Here is a 20,036-nt window from a genome sequence, read left to right on the forward strand (position 1 = left end):
GTACGAATGAAAAAAGCGTTGTGGATAATTTGGTCATTACTATTTGTGCACCTATCCCTTACGGCTCAACCAACCCGAGTTCCGTCTTTTGTGACTGACAGTGTGGCTGGCTATGTAAAACAGGGAATGAAGGATTGGCAGATTCCAGGATTGGCTCTGGCAGTTATCAAGGATGGAAAGGTAATCATATCGAAAGGGTTTGGCGTCAAACAAGTCGGAAAGGACGATCCGGTAGATGTAAACACCCTATTCATGATTGCCTCGAATACCAAAGAATTTACGGGCACGGCGATGGCCCTCTTAGAGCAACAAAAAAAGATATCATTGGATGACCGAGTGACTAAATATTTACCTGACTTCTCACTCTATGATACGTCCGCCACTAAATTATTGACCATTCGTGATCTATTGTCTCACCGCTTGGGCACGAAGAATTATCAAGGTGATTTCTTATTCTGGGATACCGATCTGAGCCGGGCCGATGTGCTCACCCGGATGCGCTATTTTGCTCCTCATTATCCTTTTAGACAGGATTTTGGTTATTCCAACACGGGTTACGTCGTCGCTTCCGAGATTATTCCTAAAGCTATAGGCAAGAGTTGGGAGGATTATGTTCAACAATCCCTGTTGCAGCCCTTAGCCATGACCAGAACGTTTATGCAAACCACTGGTATGGCACAACGGGATAATATCGCTTATCCTTATACTACCTGTTGTACAGCAGAGGGTCAATTATCGGCTCTTCCGTTTGACAATCTGGATAACTTAGGACCGGCTACCGGCATGGTTTCCAGTATTCACGATATGGCCATTTGGGTAAGTATGCAGCTTGACAGTGGCCGGGCAGGTGGGAAGCAAATTGTACCCTGGTCAGTTTTAGAAAAAACACGCGAACCCAACACCATCGTCAGTTCAGATCGGATGAAACTTTTTCCGTTGGGCTTTCAATACTACTGTCTGGGATTTGGCAAATTCGACTACGCAAATTATGCGGTTTTTGCCCATGCAGGAGCTTGTGGAGGTTACCGCAGTAATACAACAATTGTTCCAGAGGCTAATCTGGCCATTGTGATCCTAACTAATCAAGACAATCACAATTTTCACGAAGCGCTACGATTTCAACTATTGGATGCGTTTCTAAACGTCCCATATGTAAATCGCCATCAATACTATTTCCAACGTGCCCAGACCCGCAACCGGACGAATCAAAATGAGATCAAGGCATTGGCAGAGCGTGTGGCAAAAGATACACCTGCCGCCTTCCCAATAACTGCTTTCGCTGGTACATATGAAAATGAGCTATACGGAAAATTGACAATCGTTGCCAACCCGATTAGAGGGAGAAAACAATCCTTAACGATGAGTTTTGACCACCATCCTAACTTGCAGGCAACGTTAGATTATATGGATAACAATACCTTTAGAGCTACTTTCTCTAACATTCGTTTTGGCACTTTCCCAATAACGTTTTCTTTAAATCAAGGTCATGTTAAATCTGTAGAGATCAAAGGCACTGAGTTTGTCGATAATGATTCGTATATGTTCAGAAAATTAGCAAACTAATTCAACCAATGCATATATTCTGGAATACATCAGCTACTTATGTTTTGGAATTATGTGATTAATAACGTTGCTGATCGTTCGGGCGTCTCCTCCTAATCGTTTTTCGGGTAGGGTAGGGACGAAACTAATCTGGGGTTCATAAACAATGGGTTCTTTCTTTTTGGGCTCTTTTACTTTATCCAAGCCCAGGGATTTAGCCAGGTACTTATTTTTATTTTTAACATCTGGCCGACGCTGGTTCTCAAACTCGGAATGTAGCCGAAAAAGTGTGTCCAATAAGTTGGGATCAGCGATGATGTAATCTTTTTGCCAAGGTTTTAACTGATACTTGGCCATAACTTGGTAGCCAAGTATAATTCGCTCATTCGGAGCAAGAGTAGCAATCCGGCTCTCATCGGCTTCTACATATTCGGCGGCTAATTGCTGTACGGTTTTGATGGAAAATTCAAGCTCCATAACTCGTTTGCCCATCTTGGCAACAGGCAGCCAATCCAAAGAGATACCGGCTTTTTGTTTTAGCTCACGGTGCGTCACTTCAAGCACATATTTAACAAAGTCGTTATATCGGTACGTATCTGGGCAGTTCAATATGTAACGTAATTCGTCGACTTGAAACCGAAAATTGTTTTTCTGAATGTGCTGATGCATAGACATTATCTCGAACATGCGCATCGCATATATGGATGAAAGTGACCAAATGACATCAAGTTCATACTTGGTAAAACGCTTACCAAGCGCGGCAAAATGAGGGACGACGTCGGCCAGCACCTTTATTTCAATATACCGACGACCATTCTCTATTCTAGATTTAACAAATGGAAATGGCGTAACAAAAATGTATTCTCCTCTTACTTCATCTTTGTAAGAAATCCGTTTTTTTGACAGACCTTCCGCAGCCTCAGTTACTTGAGAATGGTGATTCTTGGTTAGTTCAGAGTACGGAATGCTAAACTCAATGTTGCGGTCGGCTGGAACCCTACCTTTTACAGCCATATTTCCCAACTGGTTGACCACTAATATGACGATCTTCTTCTCTAATTCGGTGAATTCCTGACGGGAAAGCGTAAACACATTCGACTGGTAATTCGTCGTATGCCGCTCAAAAAGAGTTAGTTGGGCAGGGGATTCTTCTTTCATAAACAAAGATCAAAAAAGCAAATTAAACTACAAAATTGGTAAGTGCAATTCTGTTTTGTTTGGAAAACAAAGCTCCCCCCTGAACTTGTAATAGCTCTCTACAACTCCCCCTAAAACTTGTTTTTCTTTTAATGGGGTATGTTGCATTAAGGAAGAAATAGGGAGTAAAGCCCCTTATTTGAGGACAAAATCAGCCTAATTAGGGATGAAAATAAAAAAAAGTGCCTGATAGACACAAAAATTGACTGTTTTTAGTGCTAGCAGACCACCTCCCCCTAAAACTTGTAATGGCTCCCCCCAAAACTTGTAATAGCCAATTGTTCAACTTAAAACTTGTTTTCTTTCATCTCAAAACTTGTAATAGTACCCCCTAAAACTTGTTTTTTAAGCACGAAAATTCCTCCTAAAACTTGTAATAGCGCCCCCTAAAACTTGTTTTTCGCTGCGTAAATTACTAATAATTAGCCAGTTACCCCTCACTAAATCAATCAAAAATACATATTGATAAAGGTCAAAAGATCAAAACGCTAATTTTGATGATATAATAGGGTGAAAAGGGAATTTAATAATTACTATTTACCTTACAGGGAAATAGTAACGCTAATTTTGCTAAAAATTTGTACGATGGCTAAAGCGAAACAATCCGATTTGCTCCCCTTATCGGCGATCCGATTAGTATTAAACACCTGTAAAATCGATTTGCGGCCCATTGATCATCAAGTCAGCGCATTGCCAGACCTACCAGACTTGGAATATTACTTTGTGCCAGCAGAGCACATGGCTCTTTTTCAAGCTTATCATCGACCAGGTAAACCATATAAAAATTTAAAATTGGTCAATTTCGAGCGCCCAGCTATATCACTCACTTTTTTTTATAAGCATAAGTACCAGATTGACCGGGGTATAAAAGCGGAGACGGCACTGGTTATTTTGCAAGAGCAGCGGGACAACCTGTACACCCGTTCATTTCTGGATCAACTTACGGCTGGCCAGCAGCGTAAGTTACAAGAAATTGATGACCTAATCAGGGCAATTCGCCAAGCACCGGATCAGTTTCAATTTTGTACGTCGAACTATGAGCATTACTATCGTTACTGGTACTGCTCTTATCGCTTTTTTGAGGATACTGATCAGTTAAAGACGGGAACGGCCAACGAACACATGCTCAAGCACACACAACGAACCGACGATAGTAATACGGCGCCGATAATTAATGAGCGACTAAATATCATTTTTATAGACACAAAATACATCACAAGACCAGTATCATACGATAATAAACTCATTGATCGAGAATTAGAGACGTATTCAGATAAAGTCAGTTATGGGACTTCAAGTCTATATATACGCTCAATCGATTAAGTAAATGAGGACTATAGTCCCTTTTCTAAGCCCAGGCAGGCATCGAACTTTGCTGTTGATGGGAAAGGCAAGTTTAATTTCAACCGCCTTTGGTAAGGCTGTGAAACAAGAGCGGTTAAAAAAGGGATGGACTCAGGATGATCTGGCTGAGCATTGTAGGCTGGATCGGTCTTATATTTCCCGAATTGAACGGGGATTGAAAAATCCAACCTTATCGGTGGCATGGGATATTGCAACTCAATTAAATATCAGTATGCTTTCCTTAATTGCATTAACAGTGGAGAAACTACCCATTGACTATAAGAATGTTGAACGACCTAATTAAATGAAGGGCATTTGCGCAAATCGGCGATAGCAACGAATGAAATGCAGGGCGGTGTCGGCCGAGGTTACGTCGGTAAACTTAATCATTCAGGTTGGGATCATCCGGGTGTTGCTCTTTCAACAAGTCACTCAGGCGTTTTTTCCAGTTAGCCGCCCCATCCAGGTTGCGGTACGCTTCCTCGCCGTAGCGCTGCATGGCGTAATCCAGCAGATAAGCCTGGGTTTCATAATCGAACTTTTCGATCCAGGTGGGCCAGAATTTTTCGGGCGTAAGCCCCTCACGCTCCCCATCCCAATAGTACTGCCAGGCGTAATCAAACGAGCGATTTTGGCGGAGATAGGCCAGGTCATCCTGGCTATAATTATGAATCAACAGATTTAGGGCATTGATCGTCGTCAGTTCAAGACGGTAAGAAGAAACCAGCTTATTCATGGGTAAGGGGCAGGATGATAAGGCAATCTACGGAAAACCATTGATACGACCACGCTGTATCAAAAAAAGGTTGTTTCCTATGGAAAACCAGCCTAACTTGTATCAAAAAAAGGGTGGATAAACCAGACGTCTGGCTACAGGTGGGCTTGAATCGACGAGACCAGTTGATTCACATCAGCGAGTCTCCGCGCGGAGATGATTGCGGCTTACGGTGCCCTCACTGTTACGGAGAACTGACGGCCAAGAAGGGGCGAATAAAAGTGCATCACTTCGCTCACCTAACCAACTCCTGCCGCCCGCTGATGCCCCGGTTTGACTTCTGGGCAACCGGTGAGACGGACATCACACTTTCCTTAGATGAGTTTGCGAAGCAGTATCAGCAACAGCTTCTGCACGAACAAGTGGGCCTTAAGCAAGAACTTGACCAATTGACGCAGGACTGGGAAGCCATCAAAGGGCTTATTGGTGAATTATTGTTAACACTGGAGAGGATATCCAGGCCCCACAGCAATGGAGCGCGACCCGCCAACCGGCAGACTAACCACGAGGTACTCCTGGAAGTACAGGAGTTCATTGAAAGTATCACCGCTGACCGGGGACCGGTGCCGGCACTCTATAAACTAAGACACAGTGGATTTAAACAGTACAAGGCGCTTTTCCTAAAAAAGGACCGCTGGGGAGGCCGCGAGTATATGACCGATACGGTCTATCCAGGCCAACTTTGGGAAAAGGCCATGCATTATCGGTATATCATCCCTGCGTCGCTGGAACCGCACTATAACGCGCTGGCAACCTACCATCAAACGTATAATGAACGGGCCGATATGAGCAAAGAAGTCGAAGCATTCGAGCGGATGTATGAACGCTCTGGGTTATTTAGCTTCTACTTTCTGCGGATAAACCTGGGGATGGGGGTGTTATACAAGTCAGGCATCACCAGCCGGCCACTCGGTGAGCGGCTGGCCGAAATAGAGCGGGACCTGCGCCCGCTGCAACTCGAATCCATCGTACCGCTTGCTGTGGTGCCAAAGGCAGCTTATCTGGAAGCCTTTTTTAAGCGGAAGTATGCGCCCTTTAGCCACTTACTGACCGGCTCCGACGGGCCATTGACCGAGTACTTCGATCTGCTACCGGACACCGTCGAGGAGATCACGGCCGCCTTACACCGACTAACCGGAACGCCGTATCCCGTTCCGCTCACGCGTTCGGACAAAATCAGAACGGGTATGCGACGTCGACAGCAAGCAGGCATTCACATTGGCCGTCCTAAAGTGGCCGAACAGCAAACGCAGTTTTTGCAAAAGCCTAAGTCGGCCCATATCGCTACGTTACTTCAGGCGGGTCACTCCCTACGGGAGATCGAACGTCAGACCGGCTATTCGATCAACACTATCCGTAAAGTGAACGAGACGCTTAAGCCTCCCACGTATCACCTGGCCAACTTGTTTCTGGCTAAACGGGCGGATCGGGGTTTTCGAGCGGTAGCCGACGAGATCAATGCACTAGCGAACAAAACCGTAGCGAGTCCTTCTGCCTTGCTGCGCGTCCATAACGGTTACACGCCAACCCCTGATTTACTCCGCGCTCTTTGTCAGTGGCTGGGAATCGTCCCTTCTCAACTTAAGGCATCGAAAAAGTAGAAGCGAATGAAGTAGGAATCATCGGAGTTTTTCACCGTCTTGTAAAATCTCCTTTATACGAATTGGTGAAATTCTAATTTTTGCCGTACTTGTCTGGTGAATGAAGTTATGGTTATGGCAAACATCGTCCTGCACGAGTCAGAAAAGAATCAAAGTATCGGTCAGGCAACTGGCCGCTATACCGTCAGTCAGCTGATCCGCTATTTTGCCGCCGACCTGCCCAAGTCCAGCAACTACCCCCGCCACGCGCGGGCTTACGTCAAGGACTGTATCAAAAAAAGGTTTGCCATCGATGCCATCAGCTTCGCCCGCTATACAGCCGAGTTGCCGCCGAACCGCGTTTCACCCCTTCGCAAGTTTCTCTTCTTCTACCAGCAGATCGGTCAACCACTCGTTGTGCCTGATCCCAAAAGGAGTAAGCTTTCCCCGGCGGCCAATGAGCTGGTGCTGCGATTTATCCGGGAGGCCAGGAATTTGCGGGGGGAACACTCCAAAGAGACCTACACCAAAGCCCTCAATGCCTTTTTTGCCTACGTTGACCAGCAGCAACAAGCAGGGCTGCCTGCCTCCCTGAGCGGACTAACGGTAACCGATTTTGTGTTGCACCTGAAGGCCGAAGATTATTCGCCTTTTACGATCAACTTATATCTATCAGCCGTCAAACAATTAGCAGCCTGGTGCATTCGTCGGCGCGATGAGCTGAAACTAAACGAGCACCAGCTTAACGAGCTACGCGACATCGATTACGTGCGGGGGCTGGCCATTGAACGAACCTTTTACAAGGACAGCCTGGAAGCTCATGAGCGGACGTTGTTGTTGGATGACGTCGAGTCCGCAAAGGAGCTGGCCATCCTGGCGCTGTTGGGTCTTGAGGGCCTCAGAACCGTTGAGGTGACCCGGCTGCGGTTAGGTGATCTGGATTTTGGCCGCCATCAGCTTCAGGTACTGGGCAAAGGGAAGAATACCCGGAAGGCAATCAAGTTTTTTGCTGCCTGCCAGCAGATCGTAGAGCGGTATCTGGTCGATACTGACCGCTGGCCGCTGTCATCAGATCGCCGAAATGAGGTATTGTTCGACGATTTAAAGACGTACCAGATCCGTTACATTGTCGATAAGCAGCTCCGAAAACATGGGCTGAAACGAACGGGTATGTCGGCCCACAGCCTGCGTCATACGGTCGGTCAGTTATTGCTGGAAGCGGGCGTGGATCTGGCCCACGTGCAACAACACCTGCGGCATGAGACGATGGAGACGACTCAGTTCTACACCAAAAAGCGGACGCAAAAGACGTATCTCCAGCAGATGCCCGATTAATCACTTAGTTTTGGGCCACTATATACACAGCGTATCAAACCTGATCAACTAATGGAATCATTCAAACCTGGTTTTTTTATTGAAGGCCAATCCGAGCCGGAAACTCACCTGCAAAACACACTCCATCTGATGCTCACGGCGGACGCCTGGATTGCTATCACAGTTAAAGAGAATCCGATTAACGGCCTGGAAGTGGACGTCAAATCAGCGAACTTAACGGCTGAACAACTGAATAAAATTCTGCAATATGCCGTCAATGCGACCAGTGGTCCGCCCACCTCGATGAGCTAATCGGGATTTATTCGAGATAACAAAGGGTCATCACAAGTAGCTATTCATGTAGTTGCGAATTGTTAAAACTTATTTAGGTTTAGAAATGATTGGCGTTGCTAGTCAATTGCGAGTAAAAGCCCGTCAGCAGCTGATGACAGAGCGTGAACCTGCGTAAATGTTATGTAAAATGAGGAAAAATTAGTTTGGCCTTAATTTCTATGACCCATTGAGTGAAGAGATGTATAGGTGAATCAAGCGCACAACGTCCATCATGGCTTTGTTACGTGATAAATATCATATATAATTTGACTGACAGGTTGACAGTGTAAAGGGAAACTAACCTAAATTGCTTAATCTACTATTCTCCTAATCGTATCAAGAAGGGATGTCAACCTGTAGATCGATTTAAGAGATACATACCTTATGATAATATATCATCAGTAGTAAAAAAAGTCATGTCCCTAAAACCAAGTCAAATTTTAACGTGAGTCGGATTCCCTGCAACGATTATTAAGCAATTGCAATATAATGTAAATATCTAATAATGAGTAAGTTATAATAATTATTACAAGTAGGTGCAATTATTTATTGGGTTTCATGTTCAAATAGCTAAAATTACAGGAGTTGAAAAGGATCATTAAAGCTACTACTAGCAAAGTGGACTCATTGACAACCTATTCTGTTAATTTCAAAGTTTTAAACAACGCATTAATGCGTTTACATCAAAAATCTTAAAGTCATGTAATCACGTTCATTGTACATAGCGAAAATAGCAAGCATTATCAACGCTTAAAGAAATAATTATGTTAAGGTAAATATTTCATTATGTAAAAAATGAAAATAACTAAACCTATTTCAATAAAACCAACACTTCTTGGAGAATCTATAGAATTTTTACACCAAGAAGATATGACATGTATAGCAACCACCGAGGGTATTGTAGAATTAGTAAGTCAACTAGTTTATTATAAAGAAGAAGGTAAAGCTTTATTTCCAGAAATTTATATTTTTGATGATTTGGAATTAGTAAAAAAGGTATTACCTACCTCTCAGGTATGTTCAATTGGAAAAGGTGGGAAAAGTAAAGAGACAATGCTTAAAGCATTGAAGAAATGTGCACCTTTAACTGAAGGGGGATGGGCTATATATATATTAAGAAAACTTGATTCATTTGAGTATGGTGTTATTAGGGCTGGAACTTCAATATTATCCGTTTCAATTTCTGAACTTCTAATTGATAATGGATCAAATGAATTAAAAGCTGTTTTGATTCATCAGGTTGCTGAAAAAGTTATAGAAGTAAAAGGGGTTAATGCTGATACATTAGTTATCAATTTTGGTAGTCACACAAATTCCATAAACTCGCCAACTAAAAATCAATTAGAATTTATAGAAACTATCGTTGCAAAGGTAGATATTAAACTAAAAGATCCTACCCTGAATTTTTTCCAAAAAGTATTTTTAGAAGTTTTACAAAAAGGTCATGGTACATTATCCTGCGTAATAAGTAGTAAGAAAAGTTACCCTAAAAGGTTACAAGATGGAATTTTACTAGAACATAAATTAAATATTCCAGATATAATCAGAGAGTTACTTGACAAAGATGACCTAGTGGCAAACTCAAAATTACAAGGTAGTTACTCACTGCTGTCAGGGATGCTACAAAGTGATGGGATCACTGTTTTTTCTGATCGAGGGGAGATTATTTCATATAATGTTTTTATTAAGCATCCTGAAAAAATATTAAAATCTACGACTAGTGGAGGAGCAAGGAGTAGAACTTTTTTGACTCTGTGTGAAATGGTTGGGAGTGGCCTCGAATCAGCATTTATACAGTCACAGGATGGAAATATTGAATTCAAAAAAAATGGAAAATAACTCAATTGTCCTATGGCAAAATAGTAATTTGCCTGTGATACCTAAAAAGGTAGTAGATGTTTCAGAATTAGTAGCATATGGTGTTCAGCTATCTAAGAAAGATCAAAACCAGATCATTAAGGCTTATAATGATGAGTCCTATGAAATGGTTACTACTTATATATGGACTAAAGCTATAAATTTTTTAAAAAATCAACTTAGCAAAGTTGGAATATCATTTATAGCGGAAATGCTTGATCGACCAGATATAAACGACCATACTGATATACAGCAAGCAATTACTGAATATGAAGCACTACGTTTATCTGAAGAATTAGGTGTAATTAGTGGAACTGCTTCATTTAGACTGAAGCGTACTATGGAAACTGTTGCCCACTTCAATCAACTTGATTTGGATGAAGATCCTGAAAATGATTTAACCGAAGAAGAAGCTAAATCAATCATACGTTCTTGTATTCAAGGTGTTTTAGGTGCTAATAAGATTGAAATTGCTATTGATTTTAAAAATTTTAGAGATGAACTTGAAAATAGTACACTAACTGAAGATAGCTCATCTGTTTTAAAATTGCTTCAAAGCCCATACTTTTTCCATCGAACTACTATTAGGACTCTTCTTTCTATAATTAAATCTGCATCAGGCGCGCAACTTGAAAATTCCTTAGCAAATTCAAATTTAATTATACCTAAAATATGGAATAATTTAAAACATCCCGAAAAATATCAGGTTGGCAGAGGGTATTCAGAATTGTTTGCAGACGGAAAGACAAAAGCATCAAGTGGGTTAAAACAAGTACTGCTTAAAGTTAGAGGTTTTGATTTTGTGCCTGAAGACTTACGCTCATCTTCTTTTATAAAAGCAGCTAATGAAATACTTAAAGCGCATGAAGGCTTTAATAATTTTTATAATGAGCCGGCTCCAACAAATAATTTAAGTAGAATGGGTAGCGTTATTCCTATCCCAGCTTTTTCTATTTGTTTAACTGCGGTTTTGTGTGTAAAGCTTGGAAATAGCTATGGTGTCTCAGATGCAGCTCAAGAAAGCGCTAATAATATTATACGTGGAATCACTCACGAAAGATGGATATATTTTTTTAATGAATGTATCCAATCAAATGATAGATTATTGTATAAACTAACCATCCCAAAGCCAACAAACAGATGGTTGAAGCTTTTCAATGAGACGTTTTATGATCGAATTTTGCCTGAAATTAAACAAAAAGAAATAATTAATTTGTTGAAATATTCAAAAGAAGGTAAGATTGAAAAAATTCATAATTTAGCAAAATCAATGTATTCACAATTAGGTTATGCAACGACATGAAAATTACTATTAAATCAAAATTTATTATTGAAATATATCTCTAAGCAAACCAAATCACGCTAATAATGTATCCGTAACTTTTAGAGTAATAGCATTGCTCATACATTCTTCGATTACTTCGGAAATCGTTTGCCCAAAACCAATCATTAGGATCTAGTTCTTCCTGCGTTGTATATTTAGCACCTACTTTACGACTATACTCGCCTACCACAGTTGTAGGAGGAACGGCTTCATGAACCTTGCATCTGAATGCCCAATTGGGAAAATCCTTACTTCGTGCAAACCATTTTACAATTCCATTTTTTGAAACGACTACTGTGATTTCATGAGTACCAATTTCTGTAAAGCGTATGGAAGTAGCAAGAAGACTAGCTTGAAAATTATCAGAAAGAGTTAAAAGAGTAGATAAAGAAAAAGTTTTCCCACCAGAAGATTTCCTAAATTTTTCTTCAGGCATCAATAAACACCCGGCAAAGTAATCAGCTTCTATTTCTATTAATTCTTTTTGATTGACTTCATGTTTTGAACCATGAGGTTTTATTAAATCATATTTTAAACCTATGCGATGGTTGTCTAAAAAGAAATGACCTAATTCATGGGCAAGTGTAAATCTTCCCCTCTTAAAATTGATATTATTGCCTCGATCAATATTTATATGAATATGAAAATTATTTTCTTGATTATCATATACTAACATACCATCAAAATAATTTTCATAATGGTCTAAGTGGCAAGGTAGACTTTCATAATTTAATATATCTTCTAAATTAGTGATATTACCATTTGAAAAAGTGCTTGCAACAAATGAAGCAATTTTAGTTATTGGCGCCTTATTCACCATTATCTTTTTTCTTATTTTCTTGATTTTGTTTCATTTTATTTAAAATATGATCAGGGATTTGCCCTTCACCCTTACGAGCGACCATTCTATATTGGGAGAAATCTCCTATCGGTTTCGAAACATTAAAAACTGCGTTTATAGATCTAGGTTCACCTGATAGAATTCGTTCAATTGACACATCTGAGTTAGAGGTATCAATTTCTTCTTCTGGAAAAAGCTTTTCAAAATGCATTAATTCTTGCTCAGTACGGGGAAATAAGAATCCGGTAGAAGCAAGCCACACATCTACATTTTCTGGCGTAACATTTTGTTTATTTGCTCCCATAAATTTCAAGATATTCGTTAACTTTATCAAATGCTTCCTTTTTATAAACTTGTATTGAACTTTGTGCTAAATCAAGTTCATCTTGTAGAGCTTTAGTTAAGTGAGGTGGCAATTTATGCCCTTTATGTTTGTAGGCTTTATACGTTAAATATATTATTTTATGTTTGGGCGAAAGTCGACCCAAAGCATTTGATATTATTTCCTGTTTATGTTTGAGTTCCTTTTTCCTTAGCTCCCCTATGTTCATACTCTCCAAATCAGGAAAGTCTATAATTACAGTTTCCTCTCCAGTATAGGGATTTGGGTTTCGTTCCTGTTTTCTATAATCGGATAGTTGATTTTGAGCAATACCGTATAAATACAGCTTAAGGCATGTATTTATATTGTACGTTTTACAGTTAGTCTCATTAAACGTGTGTGGTCGATTCCAAAAACGTTTAAATGTTCTTTCTGCTATATCATCCCCGACAACTTTATCATAACCCCAGTTGCTAGCGATGACTCGACATTTACGTATCAGATCTTCACAAAAACGAAAATAAAGTGAGGTGAAGGCTTCTTTTGCGGCTTCTTGGTAATCTGGTTGGTCTTTCCATTTAATGTACTCGATAAGCTCGTCTGTAGGTGTGTTTTGATAGATCTGCCAACTCATAATTTGGAGGGCTGGTATAAGGTGTATACTGCAATCCGTTAGTAACGCTTTAAGTAATGCTGTATGAGAGGTATTTCAATGAATGTTCTACTGATTCTAGAAGTACTATTTAGTCTTAACTAAATTCAAAAAGACCTGTAAATGATTAGCTATGAGCGAATTAACAACGAAATCAGTTTTACATAGTCGAATGAGCGAATTCACAAAGTGGATTGCTCCTGATCCGGATAAAATGGATGACATCTATGATCGCGGAGATGAAATTAGAAAAAATATTAAACAGAAAGCAGAGGACGACAAACTAGTCGTGCAATCGACTCCTATTGGTGGTTCATCAGGAAAAGGAACTGGCATTCGTAGGCATTATCGAGGTAAGTCTGAGGTAGATGGGATGGACGTCGATATACCAGTTGTCGTTGAACCTATTACCACAACTGGCGATCAACTAGAAGAATTACTAGTAAAGTTTGAGGGCTACGCTAGATCTTCCTACCCGAATACGGACATCGATAAAACGAAAAGCTCCGTAAAGCTGAAGTTTGCCGACAAAGTAACCTTCGATCTCGTGCCTATGCTGGCAACTGAAAAGGATGATGAACAGATATTAATTCGTCGAAACGGGGATCGGTTAAGAACGTCGGTGCAAAAACACAATGAATTTATAAAAAGTAGAACTAAAATTAGTAAGGGGACACCAGGCGTAGTTTCCTTTAATAATGGCATTCGGCTGATGAAATGGTGGAAAGAGTTTCAAGCCGACAGTTCCTACTATTTGGGATACAACAAAATGGCAGATATAAATAATATTCCACCAACCATACTTATTGATTTGCTCTGCGCCTACGCTTTTGATAAGCTTGGTGTTGAAAAAACCTATGCTGAGACCTTAGCAAAATGGTGCAGCTACTTGTCTCACATAGTACGAAACAAAAAAGCGGTTCATTTTGCCGACTATTATTCTAATCCAATTTTAGATACTGATGCCCTGTGGATCGTATTGGACCCAGTAAATAATGAGAACAATATTGTCGCGAGTTGGAATGATAACAAAATAAACGAACTGGCAAACTGGTTTGAAACGGCTCGTGACAACTGGCAGCGTATCATTCACTATGACGAGGATGGATCAGATACGTTGGCTTTATCTGAACTGGTAAAGCTATTTGGAAACCCATTTAAAAACCACTGTGATAACGACTAATAAAACATGGTAGGAACTTATTCTCAAAGCGACACAAATACGTATACAGAGTCACGAGCTAACTATGTAATGGGAAAAGTGTATGAAGATACTTTAAATCTCTACTTAGCTGGCCTGATTACAAAAGAACGTGCCGACCAAATCAGACGAGATTTATTGTATCTGATGAATAAAAAAGCACTTAGGTACTTTCAATTACAATTCTTTAAGCCAGATGGGACCGAAGTTGGTGGATTACATTATGAATTAAAATCGGATTCATCGATAAGCGGAGATGCCGCTTCAGGTGGCCTAGATTTTTGGGGATTACCCAGCAATACACGTGTGACCCTACTGGTAGACATTGATCGGTCTTCATCCTCAATTCAGGAAGTAGATCGGCAATTGAATGATTGGGGTTGGGGTACTGGCCAAGCACTCACTGGGGCTCATGAATACTTGAAATCGTATTCGAAGGAAGGGTATGGCGTTCAACAATCAATCGTAGGCAAATGGTAACAACAGCATTAACACTAACTGAAATAAAGCATCCTGATCAGGACGCAGAAATATCTTATCATCAACTTATCGGTATTGATGAACAAAAGACGGAGTTACTGAAAAACTTGACTTTCTTATTAGATAGTAAAAGAATTGATAAGTGGGCGCAAAAGCATCATAATGAAGGTATTTCTTTGCTGCTCCATTTAGATACAGGAACTCCATTAGTAATCCTTTCTGGCGAAGTAGGCTGTGGAAAAACTGCGCTTGCTCAAACCATTGGTACACCGTTGGCACTTTCGTTAGGTCGGCCAGTGAAAGTATTCGAAACACCGTCTAATATCCGAGGGAGTGGAATGGTAGGAGAAATATCAAACCGAATTACCGAAGCCTTTGAGTTTGTTAAGTCCCAACTAAGACACGAAGAAGTAGGCCTACTAATTATTGATGAAGCGGATGATATCGCAACTAGTAGGTCCCAAAACCAAGCCCATCATGAAGATCGGGCTGGTTTAAATGTACTTATAAAACAACTTGACGGAATTAAACGTAGTAAAAAATCGATAGTGGTCATTATGATCACAAACCGTGTCACAGTTTTAGACCCTGCCATCAGAAGACGGACCAGCCTGCACTTAGTCTTTGAGCGACCCACTGGCAATAAACTGATTGAAGTTTTACGATGGCTGTTGTTAGGAACTACATACACCGAAGATGATTTCAAAAAATTAGTTGATGTAGCGACAAATCGTATTCCGTTTAGTTTTTCTGACTTGATTCATAGAGCTGGTAAACAAGCCATTTTCAGTGCGATTGAGAGAGACGTACAATTTGACATCCACATACTGACGGAAGTTCTAAGCAAATTAACACCTACCCCGTTACTAGACCAGCTAAATAAATAGACTAATGGAGACCACACCAAAGGGTTTACTGATTATCAAGCATGAATTTTTTCATGCTATAAGCAACGACGACTGTATAAAAGCCTTACCCGAAACGTGGGAAAAACTAGATAGGCAGTTTATAACTGTTGCTCCCAAATCGCTACGACTCAATGAACTATATGATGCGCCACAAGTGCAAATAGCTTTGACGCAACGAAAATATTTCACTGAAGTAATTGAACCTAAACTTCGTGAATACCCAGAATATAAAATACTTTATTTTGGGTTTGCGCCAATTCCATTAGCTATTGATTTAGGGCAGCAATTTCATAATTTTAGGAATATTGAAATTTTTCAATGGCATCATGTTCACAAGGTTTGGTATCAGAATATTGACCATGAACCTAACCAAAATTTTGACTTACAAACGGTTAATGTGCCGGATCAAAAACAAAAGGGGTTAAATAATCTTTTGATCCGTTTAAGTGTATCACATCGGGTTAAAACAGGTGATACCCAAGAAATACTTGAAAACGCTGCTGAAATTGATATTTTATTAACAGAGCCAGATGAAGATGCTATTTCTACGAAAGATAAAATGCTTCAAATTGGCGAAGAATTTAAGCGCGTGTTAGATAAAATTGCTGATAATGAAAGTGCCCTTGAAGTCGTTCATTTATTTGCATCTATCCCTACCGGATTAGCGTTCTTTATTGGAACAAAAATTAGCCCTAACATTCATCCATACGTTCAAACCTATCAGTATTCTACTACTGAAAAGGTTAAGTACGCAAAGTCTGTTCTGATAAAAGGTATTATAGAAGATACTATCAAAATTACTGAAGAAGAACGCGCGATTGCCCTTCAGTTGAGAACGTTATCCCAAAACGAGCTTGAAACGAATGTAAAGAGCTTTTTAAAATCAAATGTGACTGATTCACGGGGTAGAGCGTGGTATTTAGGTATTATGCCTGACTTGGCCGATGGTATCATGGCAGATCGATTCTGGAAAGATTTACCACCTATTTCTACTAGTAGTTTACTAGATGATTCGTTCGATTTTAAGCAAACAGCAATAAACGATGGATTTTACTGGAAAAACAATAAATGGTTCGTAGATGACAGTTTCTTCATCGCTTTACATAATCGACTTCAGAATGAGGATAAAATAAAGAAAGCCATTCGTCTTTTTATTTTCCATGAAGCTCTACACTACGAAAAACATAGATTGACAACAGCAAATTCAACGGATATTGGTAGCTTTCCCAAAGTCCTTGAAACGGCTGATTATCAAGCTGATGCATATGGCATAATGAATGAGTTTGGGTACTCATCAAAGGTTAGTGAAATTGGAAATATTAAAACATTTTTTCTAGATAGCATTGATGTTGCCACCGAAACAATGTGGTCTTTTGATGATAGAGGTAGTAACCTGGAAGAAATCCAAATCAGGCGTTTAAATCGCTATTTGATCTGGTATTGGCAATATGTTCGGATTGAGAAGGAAGGCAAAACGCTCGATTCGATTATCCAAATTTTAGAAGAGAAGCCAGTAATTGAAATAAATGGGTTAAAAACTAAAGAATTAAACAACCGTTTTTATTACGACCTAAACAGGAAAAATGCAGCTCATTTTGAAATTGCTTTGTTTAAAGACAATTTAGTGTCTCGGCATGGTAGTTCTTCCCCTATCCCTATAGAAAGTTTAATTGATGGGATAAAAAAAATGAATGGTGACTTAATTAAAGAAGTGCTAAGAGGGTTGAGGGATTCTCAATGAATTTAGGAATACTTCTGCATTTGCAACAAAACACTGGACAAATATTTAAGCAACATTTTGTAATTGCCCATATAATACTCAAAAGGGGAAAGATAGCCTAGCGCCGAATGCCTCCGTTGACAATTGTATCAGACTTTAATATATTCAAAAACAGCCTGTTTAGCTAAGGCTTGCGTTTGAAAATCCAGCTGACACACCAACTCCGACTTGAATCATAGAAATCGATCCGATCTAATTCGGCCTGTTTAAGCTCCTTTTTCAGGCGTATTATTTCTTGTTGCTCTTGGCTTACCTGGGCCCGTCTAATGGCTGGAGTACTAGGAGTCACCACTCATTCTCTACGCCATCTGGTTAGAATTTGTGGGTTTATGCCTAACTCTTCAGCGGTTGTTTTAAAGAACCTTTTGCCTCTGAAAGCTTCACGGCCATCTTTTTGAATTCTTCACGGTCCGACGTTGCGGGCGTACTGTCTCATTGATTTCATGGTCCACTAAGTTAGATCGCCCCTAACTTAATGTCTAGTCAAATTGTAGCAGCTCCACTTTCGTAAACGTCTGAATAGTAAGACCATTTACTTCACCTTTGAAGTATTATTCCACTTCATTGTAGTGTAATAAGTACTATCGCATGTAATTCTAGCTTACTCAGCGGTTCAAGAAAATGAGACCAAATTTTGGCAAATAATCGGTACTTTTGCCAAAATTTGGAAATAGATGGAAATAGAGTAGTGGATAAAGAAAGCTTAGTCGAAAATTTAAAATCACGATTTCGTGATCAAGCTGCTATACCCAAAGAGCAACTAATTGACTTCTTAAAATTATTCTATGCTGATGCTAAACAGTCAACCCTAGATTGGCGGCTGCATGAGTTGGCCCGGGATGGTGTATTGATAAGAACAGGATGGGGATACTATGCTCTTAATACTCGTCGTCAGTTTTCGCCGAGTTTACCTAAAGATTTGCGTTGGATAGGCGATCAGATAAAAGCTGAACTACCATACACTGACTATTGCGTTTGGGACACCCGAGTATTAGCTGATTTTATGATTCAGCAGCCAATGAATTTTATTCAACTAGTTGAAGTTGAAAGGGTTGCAGTTTCTTCTACACATAATTTGTTGCAAAATAGAGGGGCCATTTCTGAGCACAATTTAGGGAGTATCTATTTCTACGAGGATTGGATGACACTCAGCCATCATATAGTAAGCACTAACAACCCTATTATTATTAGACCACTTGTCGGTGAAGCACCTCTTCAGCAGGAAAAGCAGTATAAAACAGCTTCCTTAGAAAAAATTATAGTGGACATAATCGCCGACCAAGACCTATTCTATGCTTTTCAGGAAGAACTAGCATATATCATAAGGTCTGCTTTCGAAAAATATGTGATTAACCGAGATAAGCTCAGACGCTACGCACGCCGACGTAATAAGATCGAAAAAGTCGATTATTTTCTTTTTCAACTCCCACCTAACTATCAACCGTATGATTCTTGAGGAATCTTTTACAAGAGAATGGCTACAAGCAATCGCCAGACAATTTTCTAAAACAGTTGATTTAAAACTTCTTGAAAAGGTGGTGAGAGCTTTAAGCTTATTAGAACAGCTACAACACCAGCAGTTGAATTTTGTATTCAAAGGAGGTACTTCATTAATTCTTCATTTTGAGCAGCCACGCCGGTTTTCGATTGATATTGATATAGTAATGCCGAATAAACCGGAAGATTTGCTACAACGCTTTGAGGCCATTGTTCAGACAGGTGCATTTACGCGTTGGCAAGATGATTCGGGGCGTGCAAGGCATTCCGATGTACCTGTCGGACATTATAAATTCTATTATGTTAGTCAAGTAGATCCTCAACTTCCAGAGGAGCCGATTCTTCTGGATATTCTCTATACAGAACCTAATTACGTTTCAATCACTGAGAAACCCATCCGTCACACTTGGCTCAGTACAGAAGAACCCCTTACCATAATTCGTTTGCCAGAGACCGATAGCCTACTCGGAGACAAATTGACCGCGTTTGCTCCAAACACTACAGGCATTCTTTATAGTAAGGAACGCCCCGCCGAAATCGTCAAACAATTGTTTGACGTAGCACACTTATTTGATGTCGCTACCGATATGGAGGCTATCAGGCTGTCCTTCAAGGAAATAGCTGAGGAAGAAATTAGATTCCGCCAATTAGAAATTGGATCTGATGACGTGTTAGATGATATCTTCCAGACATCGTTGATTTTAGCTCAGCGAGATATGAAAAATGAATACTATACCATTCTACTAGGAGGTATTCAACGACTAAAAAATTTTGTGATTGGGGGATTTACGGCAGAAGATGCTATTGTGGCAGGTGCCAAAGCGGCTTATTTGAGTCAACTGCTAAAAACAAATCAAACAACTATTCGTCGATATATAAAACCGGAAGAAATAGCTGGTTGGATAATCACCGATACTGCCTTTAATCGGTTGAATAAACTGAAAAAGACGCAACCAGAAGCTTTTTTCTACTGGTACCAAGCGTTACAATTAGTCGGAATCTCCTAAGAAATATAATGGTAACCCTCTTATAAAATATATAAGATACGCAATGGTTGCAGAATTCTCGTTTGTTTTCGTATTTGTATTT

Annotated in this window: 19 protein-coding genes and 1 pseudogene; 14 read left to right on the forward strand and 6 right to left on the reverse strand. The window is 40.1% G+C overall.

The genetic code is table 11. From position 1 onward, the window contains the following. The first annotated feature begins 6 nt into the window (after positions 1 to 6). Positions 7 to 1,563 (forward strand): serine hydrolase, encoded by a 1,557-nt coding sequence (locus WBJ53_RS32770; RefSeq protein ID WP_338877520.1) that lies wholly within the window; start codon positions 7 to 9, stop codon positions 1,561 to 1,563. Between the two features lie 33 nt (positions 1,564 to 1,596). On the opposite strand, the gene WBJ53_RS32775 is transcribed toward WBJ53_RS32770, so the two are convergent. After that, positions 1,597 to 2,700, reverse strand: coding sequence for a replication initiation protein (locus WBJ53_RS32775; RefSeq protein WP_338877521.1), 1,104 nt, complete (start codon positions 2,698 to 2,700; stop codon positions 1,597 to 1,599). A gap of 624 nt (positions 2,701 to 3,324) precedes the next feature. On the opposite strand from WBJ53_RS32775, the gene WBJ53_RS32780 reads away from it, so the two are divergent. Then, positions 3,325 to 4,062 (forward strand): hypothetical protein, encoded by a 738-nt coding sequence (locus WBJ53_RS32780; RefSeq protein WP_338877522.1) that lies wholly within the window; start codon positions 3,325 to 3,327, stop codon positions 4,060 to 4,062. 58 nt (positions 4,063 to 4,120) lie between these two features. Then, positions 4,121 to 4,387, forward strand: coding sequence for a helix-turn-helix transcriptional regulator (locus tag WBJ53_RS32785; protein WP_338877523.1), 267 nt, complete (start codon positions 4,121 to 4,123; stop codon positions 4,385 to 4,387). A 78-nt stretch (positions 4,388 to 4,465) separates the two neighbouring features. Here the strand turns inward: WBJ53_RS32785 and WBJ53_RS32790 are convergent, their stop codons facing one another. Next, a complete protein-coding gene (locus tag WBJ53_RS32790; protein ID WP_338877524.1) occupies positions 4,466 to 4,819 on the reverse strand; it encodes a hypothetical protein in 354 nt (117 codons plus the stop codon). Positions 4,820 to 4,932: 113 nt separating this feature from the next. Here WBJ53_RS32790 and WBJ53_RS32795 point away from each other — a divergent pair, with 113 nt between their 5' ends. The 5 genes from WBJ53_RS32795 to WBJ53_RS32815 all read left to right on the forward strand — a co-directional run bounded on the left by WBJ53_RS32795 (position 4,933) and on the right by WBJ53_RS32815 (position 11,245). Next, entirely contained in the window at positions 4,933 to 6,459 is a 1,527-nt protein-coding gene (locus WBJ53_RS32795; RefSeq protein WP_338877525.1) for a hypothetical protein, read from the forward strand. A gap of 114 nt (positions 6,460 to 6,573) precedes the next feature. Continuing rightward, positions 6,574 to 7,773, forward strand: a complete 1,200-nt coding sequence (locus tag WBJ53_RS32800) for a tyrosine-type recombinase/integrase (protein ID WP_338877526.1) — start codon at positions 6,574 to 6,576, stop codon at positions 7,771 to 7,773. 51 nt (positions 7,774 to 7,824) lie between these two features. Continuing rightward, complete coding sequence (locus WBJ53_RS32805; RefSeq protein WP_338877527.1) at positions 7,825 to 8,064, forward strand: hypothetical protein; 240 nt, start codon at positions 7,825 to 7,827, stop codon at positions 8,062 to 8,064. Positions 8,065 to 8,880: 816 nt separating this feature from the next. Next, positions 8,881 to 9,924 carry a hypothetical protein gene (locus WBJ53_RS32810; RefSeq protein WP_338877528.1) on the forward strand — a complete coding sequence of 348 codons (1,044 nt, stop codon included), beginning with the start codon at positions 8,881 to 8,883 and terminating at the stop codon, positions 9,922 to 9,924. Beyond that, positions 9,914 to 11,245, forward strand: a complete 1,332-nt coding sequence (locus WBJ53_RS32815; RefSeq protein ID WP_338877270.1) for a hypothetical protein — start codon at positions 9,914 to 9,916, stop codon at positions 11,243 to 11,245. The genes WBJ53_RS32810 and WBJ53_RS32815 overlap by 11 nt, the downstream gene beginning before the upstream one ends. Before the next feature lie 40 nt (positions 11,246 to 11,285). Here the strand turns inward: WBJ53_RS32815 and WBJ53_RS32820 are convergent, their stop codons facing one another. The 3 genes from WBJ53_RS32820 to WBJ53_RS32830 are packed head-to-tail and all read right to left on the reverse strand — an operon-like array spanning position 11,286 to position 13,063. Continuing rightward, positions 11,286 to 12,086, reverse strand: a complete 801-nt coding sequence (locus WBJ53_RS32820) for an ImmA/IrrE family metallo-endopeptidase (protein ID WP_338877271.1) — start codon at positions 12,084 to 12,086, stop codon at positions 11,286 to 11,288. Beyond that, on the reverse strand, positions 12,076 to 12,411 hold the full coding sequence (locus WBJ53_RS32825; RefSeq protein WP_338877272.1) for a hypothetical protein: 336 nt from the start codon (positions 12,409 to 12,411) through the stop codon (positions 12,076 to 12,078). Before WBJ53_RS32825 ends, WBJ53_RS32820 begins: the two co-directional genes overlap by 11 nt. Next, positions 12,398 to 13,063, reverse strand: coding sequence for a hypothetical protein (locus tag WBJ53_RS32830; protein ID WP_338877273.1), 666 nt, complete (start codon positions 13,061 to 13,063; stop codon positions 12,398 to 12,400). The genes WBJ53_RS32825 and WBJ53_RS32830 overlap by 14 nt, the downstream gene beginning before the upstream one ends. 151 nt (positions 13,064 to 13,214) lie before the next feature. On the opposite strand from WBJ53_RS32830, the gene WBJ53_RS32835 reads away from it, so the two are divergent. Genes WBJ53_RS32835 through WBJ53_RS32850 form a run of 4 tightly spaced genes read left to right on the forward strand, consistent with a single transcriptional unit; the run spans position 13,215 to position 17,411 of the window. Continuing rightward, positions 13,215 to 14,264 (forward strand): CBASS oligonucleotide cyclase, encoded by a 1,050-nt coding sequence (locus WBJ53_RS32835; protein WP_338877274.1) that lies wholly within the window; start codon positions 13,215 to 13,217, stop codon positions 14,262 to 14,264. A gap of 6 nt (positions 14,265 to 14,270) precedes the next feature. Further along, positions 14,271 to 14,762 (forward strand): hypothetical protein, encoded by a 492-nt coding sequence (locus tag WBJ53_RS32840; protein ID WP_338877275.1) that lies wholly within the window; start codon positions 14,271 to 14,273, stop codon positions 14,760 to 14,762. Continuing rightward, entirely contained in the window at positions 14,756 to 15,649 is an 894-nt protein-coding gene (locus tag WBJ53_RS32845; RefSeq protein ID WP_338877276.1) for an AAA family ATPase, read from the forward strand. The genes WBJ53_RS32840 and WBJ53_RS32845 overlap by 7 nt, the downstream gene beginning before the upstream one ends. Before the next feature lie 4 nt (positions 15,650 to 15,653). Beyond that, the gene (locus WBJ53_RS32850; protein WP_338877277.1) at positions 15,654 to 17,411 is read left to right on the forward strand and encodes an SAVED domain-containing protein; all 1,758 of its coding nucleotides are present in this window, start codon (positions 15,654 to 15,656) and stop codon (positions 17,409 to 17,411) included. Between the two features lie 2 nt (positions 17,412 to 17,413). Here the strand turns inward: WBJ53_RS32850 and WBJ53_RS32855 are convergent. Further along, positions 17,414 to 17,572 (reverse strand): annotated as a pseudogene (locus tag WBJ53_RS32855) (IS3 family transposase); the annotation flags it as partial. A 542-nt stretch (positions 17,573 to 18,114) separates the two neighbouring features. Between WBJ53_RS32855 and WBJ53_RS32860 the strand changes: the two are divergent. After that, positions 18,115 to 18,906, forward strand: a complete 792-nt coding sequence (locus WBJ53_RS32860; protein ID WP_338877278.1) for a DUF6577 family protein — start codon at positions 18,115 to 18,117, stop codon at positions 18,904 to 18,906. Continuing rightward, positions 18,896 to 19,954, forward strand: coding sequence for a nucleotidyl transferase AbiEii/AbiGii toxin family protein (locus WBJ53_RS32865; protein ID WP_338877279.1), 1,059 nt, complete (start codon positions 18,896 to 18,898; stop codon positions 19,952 to 19,954). The genes WBJ53_RS32860 and WBJ53_RS32865 overlap by 11 nt, the downstream gene beginning before the upstream one ends. Positions 19,955 to 20,036: the final 82 nt, after the last annotated feature.

This window comes from Spirosoma sp. SC4-14, assembly GCF_037201965.1.
GTDB lineage: Bacteria > Bacteroidota > Bacteroidia > Cytophagales > Spirosomataceae > Spirosoma.

Bases quoted from the DNA above. Each gene is read 5' to 3' on its own strand.
- WBJ53_RS32770 (WP_338877520.1), top strand. From the start codon at position 7: ATGAAAAAAGCGTTGTGGATAATTTGGTCATTACTATTTGTGCACCTA.
- WBJ53_RS32775 (WP_338877521.1), bottom strand. From the start codon at position 2,700: ATGAAAGAAGAATCCCCTGCCCAACTAACTCTTTTTGAGCGGCATACG.
- WBJ53_RS32780 (WP_338877522.1), top strand. From the start codon at position 3,325: ATGGCTAAAGCGAAACAATCCGATTTGCTCCCCTTATCGGCGATCCGA.
- WBJ53_RS32785 (WP_338877523.1), top strand. From the start codon at position 4,121: ATGGGAAAGGCAAGTTTAATTTCAACCGCCTTTGGTAAGGCTGTGAAA.
- WBJ53_RS32790 (WP_338877524.1), bottom strand. From the start codon at position 4,819: ATGAATAAGCTGGTTTCTTCTTACCGTCTTGAACTGACGACGATCAAT.
- WBJ53_RS32800 (WP_338877526.1), top strand. From the start codon at position 6,574: ATGGCAAACATCGTCCTGCACGAGTCAGAAAAGAATCAAAGTATCGGT.
- WBJ53_RS32805 (WP_338877527.1), top strand. From the start codon at position 7,825: ATGGAATCATTCAAACCTGGTTTTTTTATTGAAGGCCAATCCGAGCCG.
- WBJ53_RS32810 (WP_338877528.1), top strand. From the start codon at position 8,881: ATGAAAATAACTAAACCTATTTCAATAAAACCAACACTTCTTGGAGAA.
- WBJ53_RS32815 (WP_338877270.1), top strand. From the start codon at position 9,914: ATGGAAAATAACTCAATTGTCCTATGGCAAAATAGTAATTTGCCTGTG.
- WBJ53_RS32820 (WP_338877271.1), bottom strand. From the start codon at position 12,086: ATGGTGAATAAGGCGCCAATAACTAAAATTGCTTCATTTGTTGCAAGC.
- WBJ53_RS32825 (WP_338877272.1), bottom strand. From the start codon at position 12,411: ATGGGAGCAAATAAACAAAATGTTACGCCAGAAAATGTAGATGTGTGG.
- WBJ53_RS32830 (WP_338877273.1), bottom strand. From the start codon at position 13,063: ATGAGTTGGCAGATCTATCAAAACACACCTACAGACGAGCTTATCGAG.
- WBJ53_RS32835 (WP_338877274.1), top strand. From the start codon at position 13,215: ATGAGCGAATTAACAACGAAATCAGTTTTACATAGTCGAATGAGCGAA.
- WBJ53_RS32840 (WP_338877275.1), top strand. From the start codon at position 14,271: ATGGTAGGAACTTATTCTCAAAGCGACACAAATACGTATACAGAGTCA.
- WBJ53_RS32845 (WP_338877276.1), top strand. From the start codon at position 14,756: ATGGTAACAACAGCATTAACACTAACTGAAATAAAGCATCCTGATCAG.
- WBJ53_RS32850 (WP_338877277.1), top strand. From the start codon at position 15,654: ATGGAGACCACACCAAAGGGTTTACTGATTATCAAGCATGAATTTTTT.
- WBJ53_RS32865 (WP_338877279.1), top strand. From the start codon at position 18,896: ATGATTCTTGAGGAATCTTTTACAAGAGAATGGCTACAAGCAATCGCC.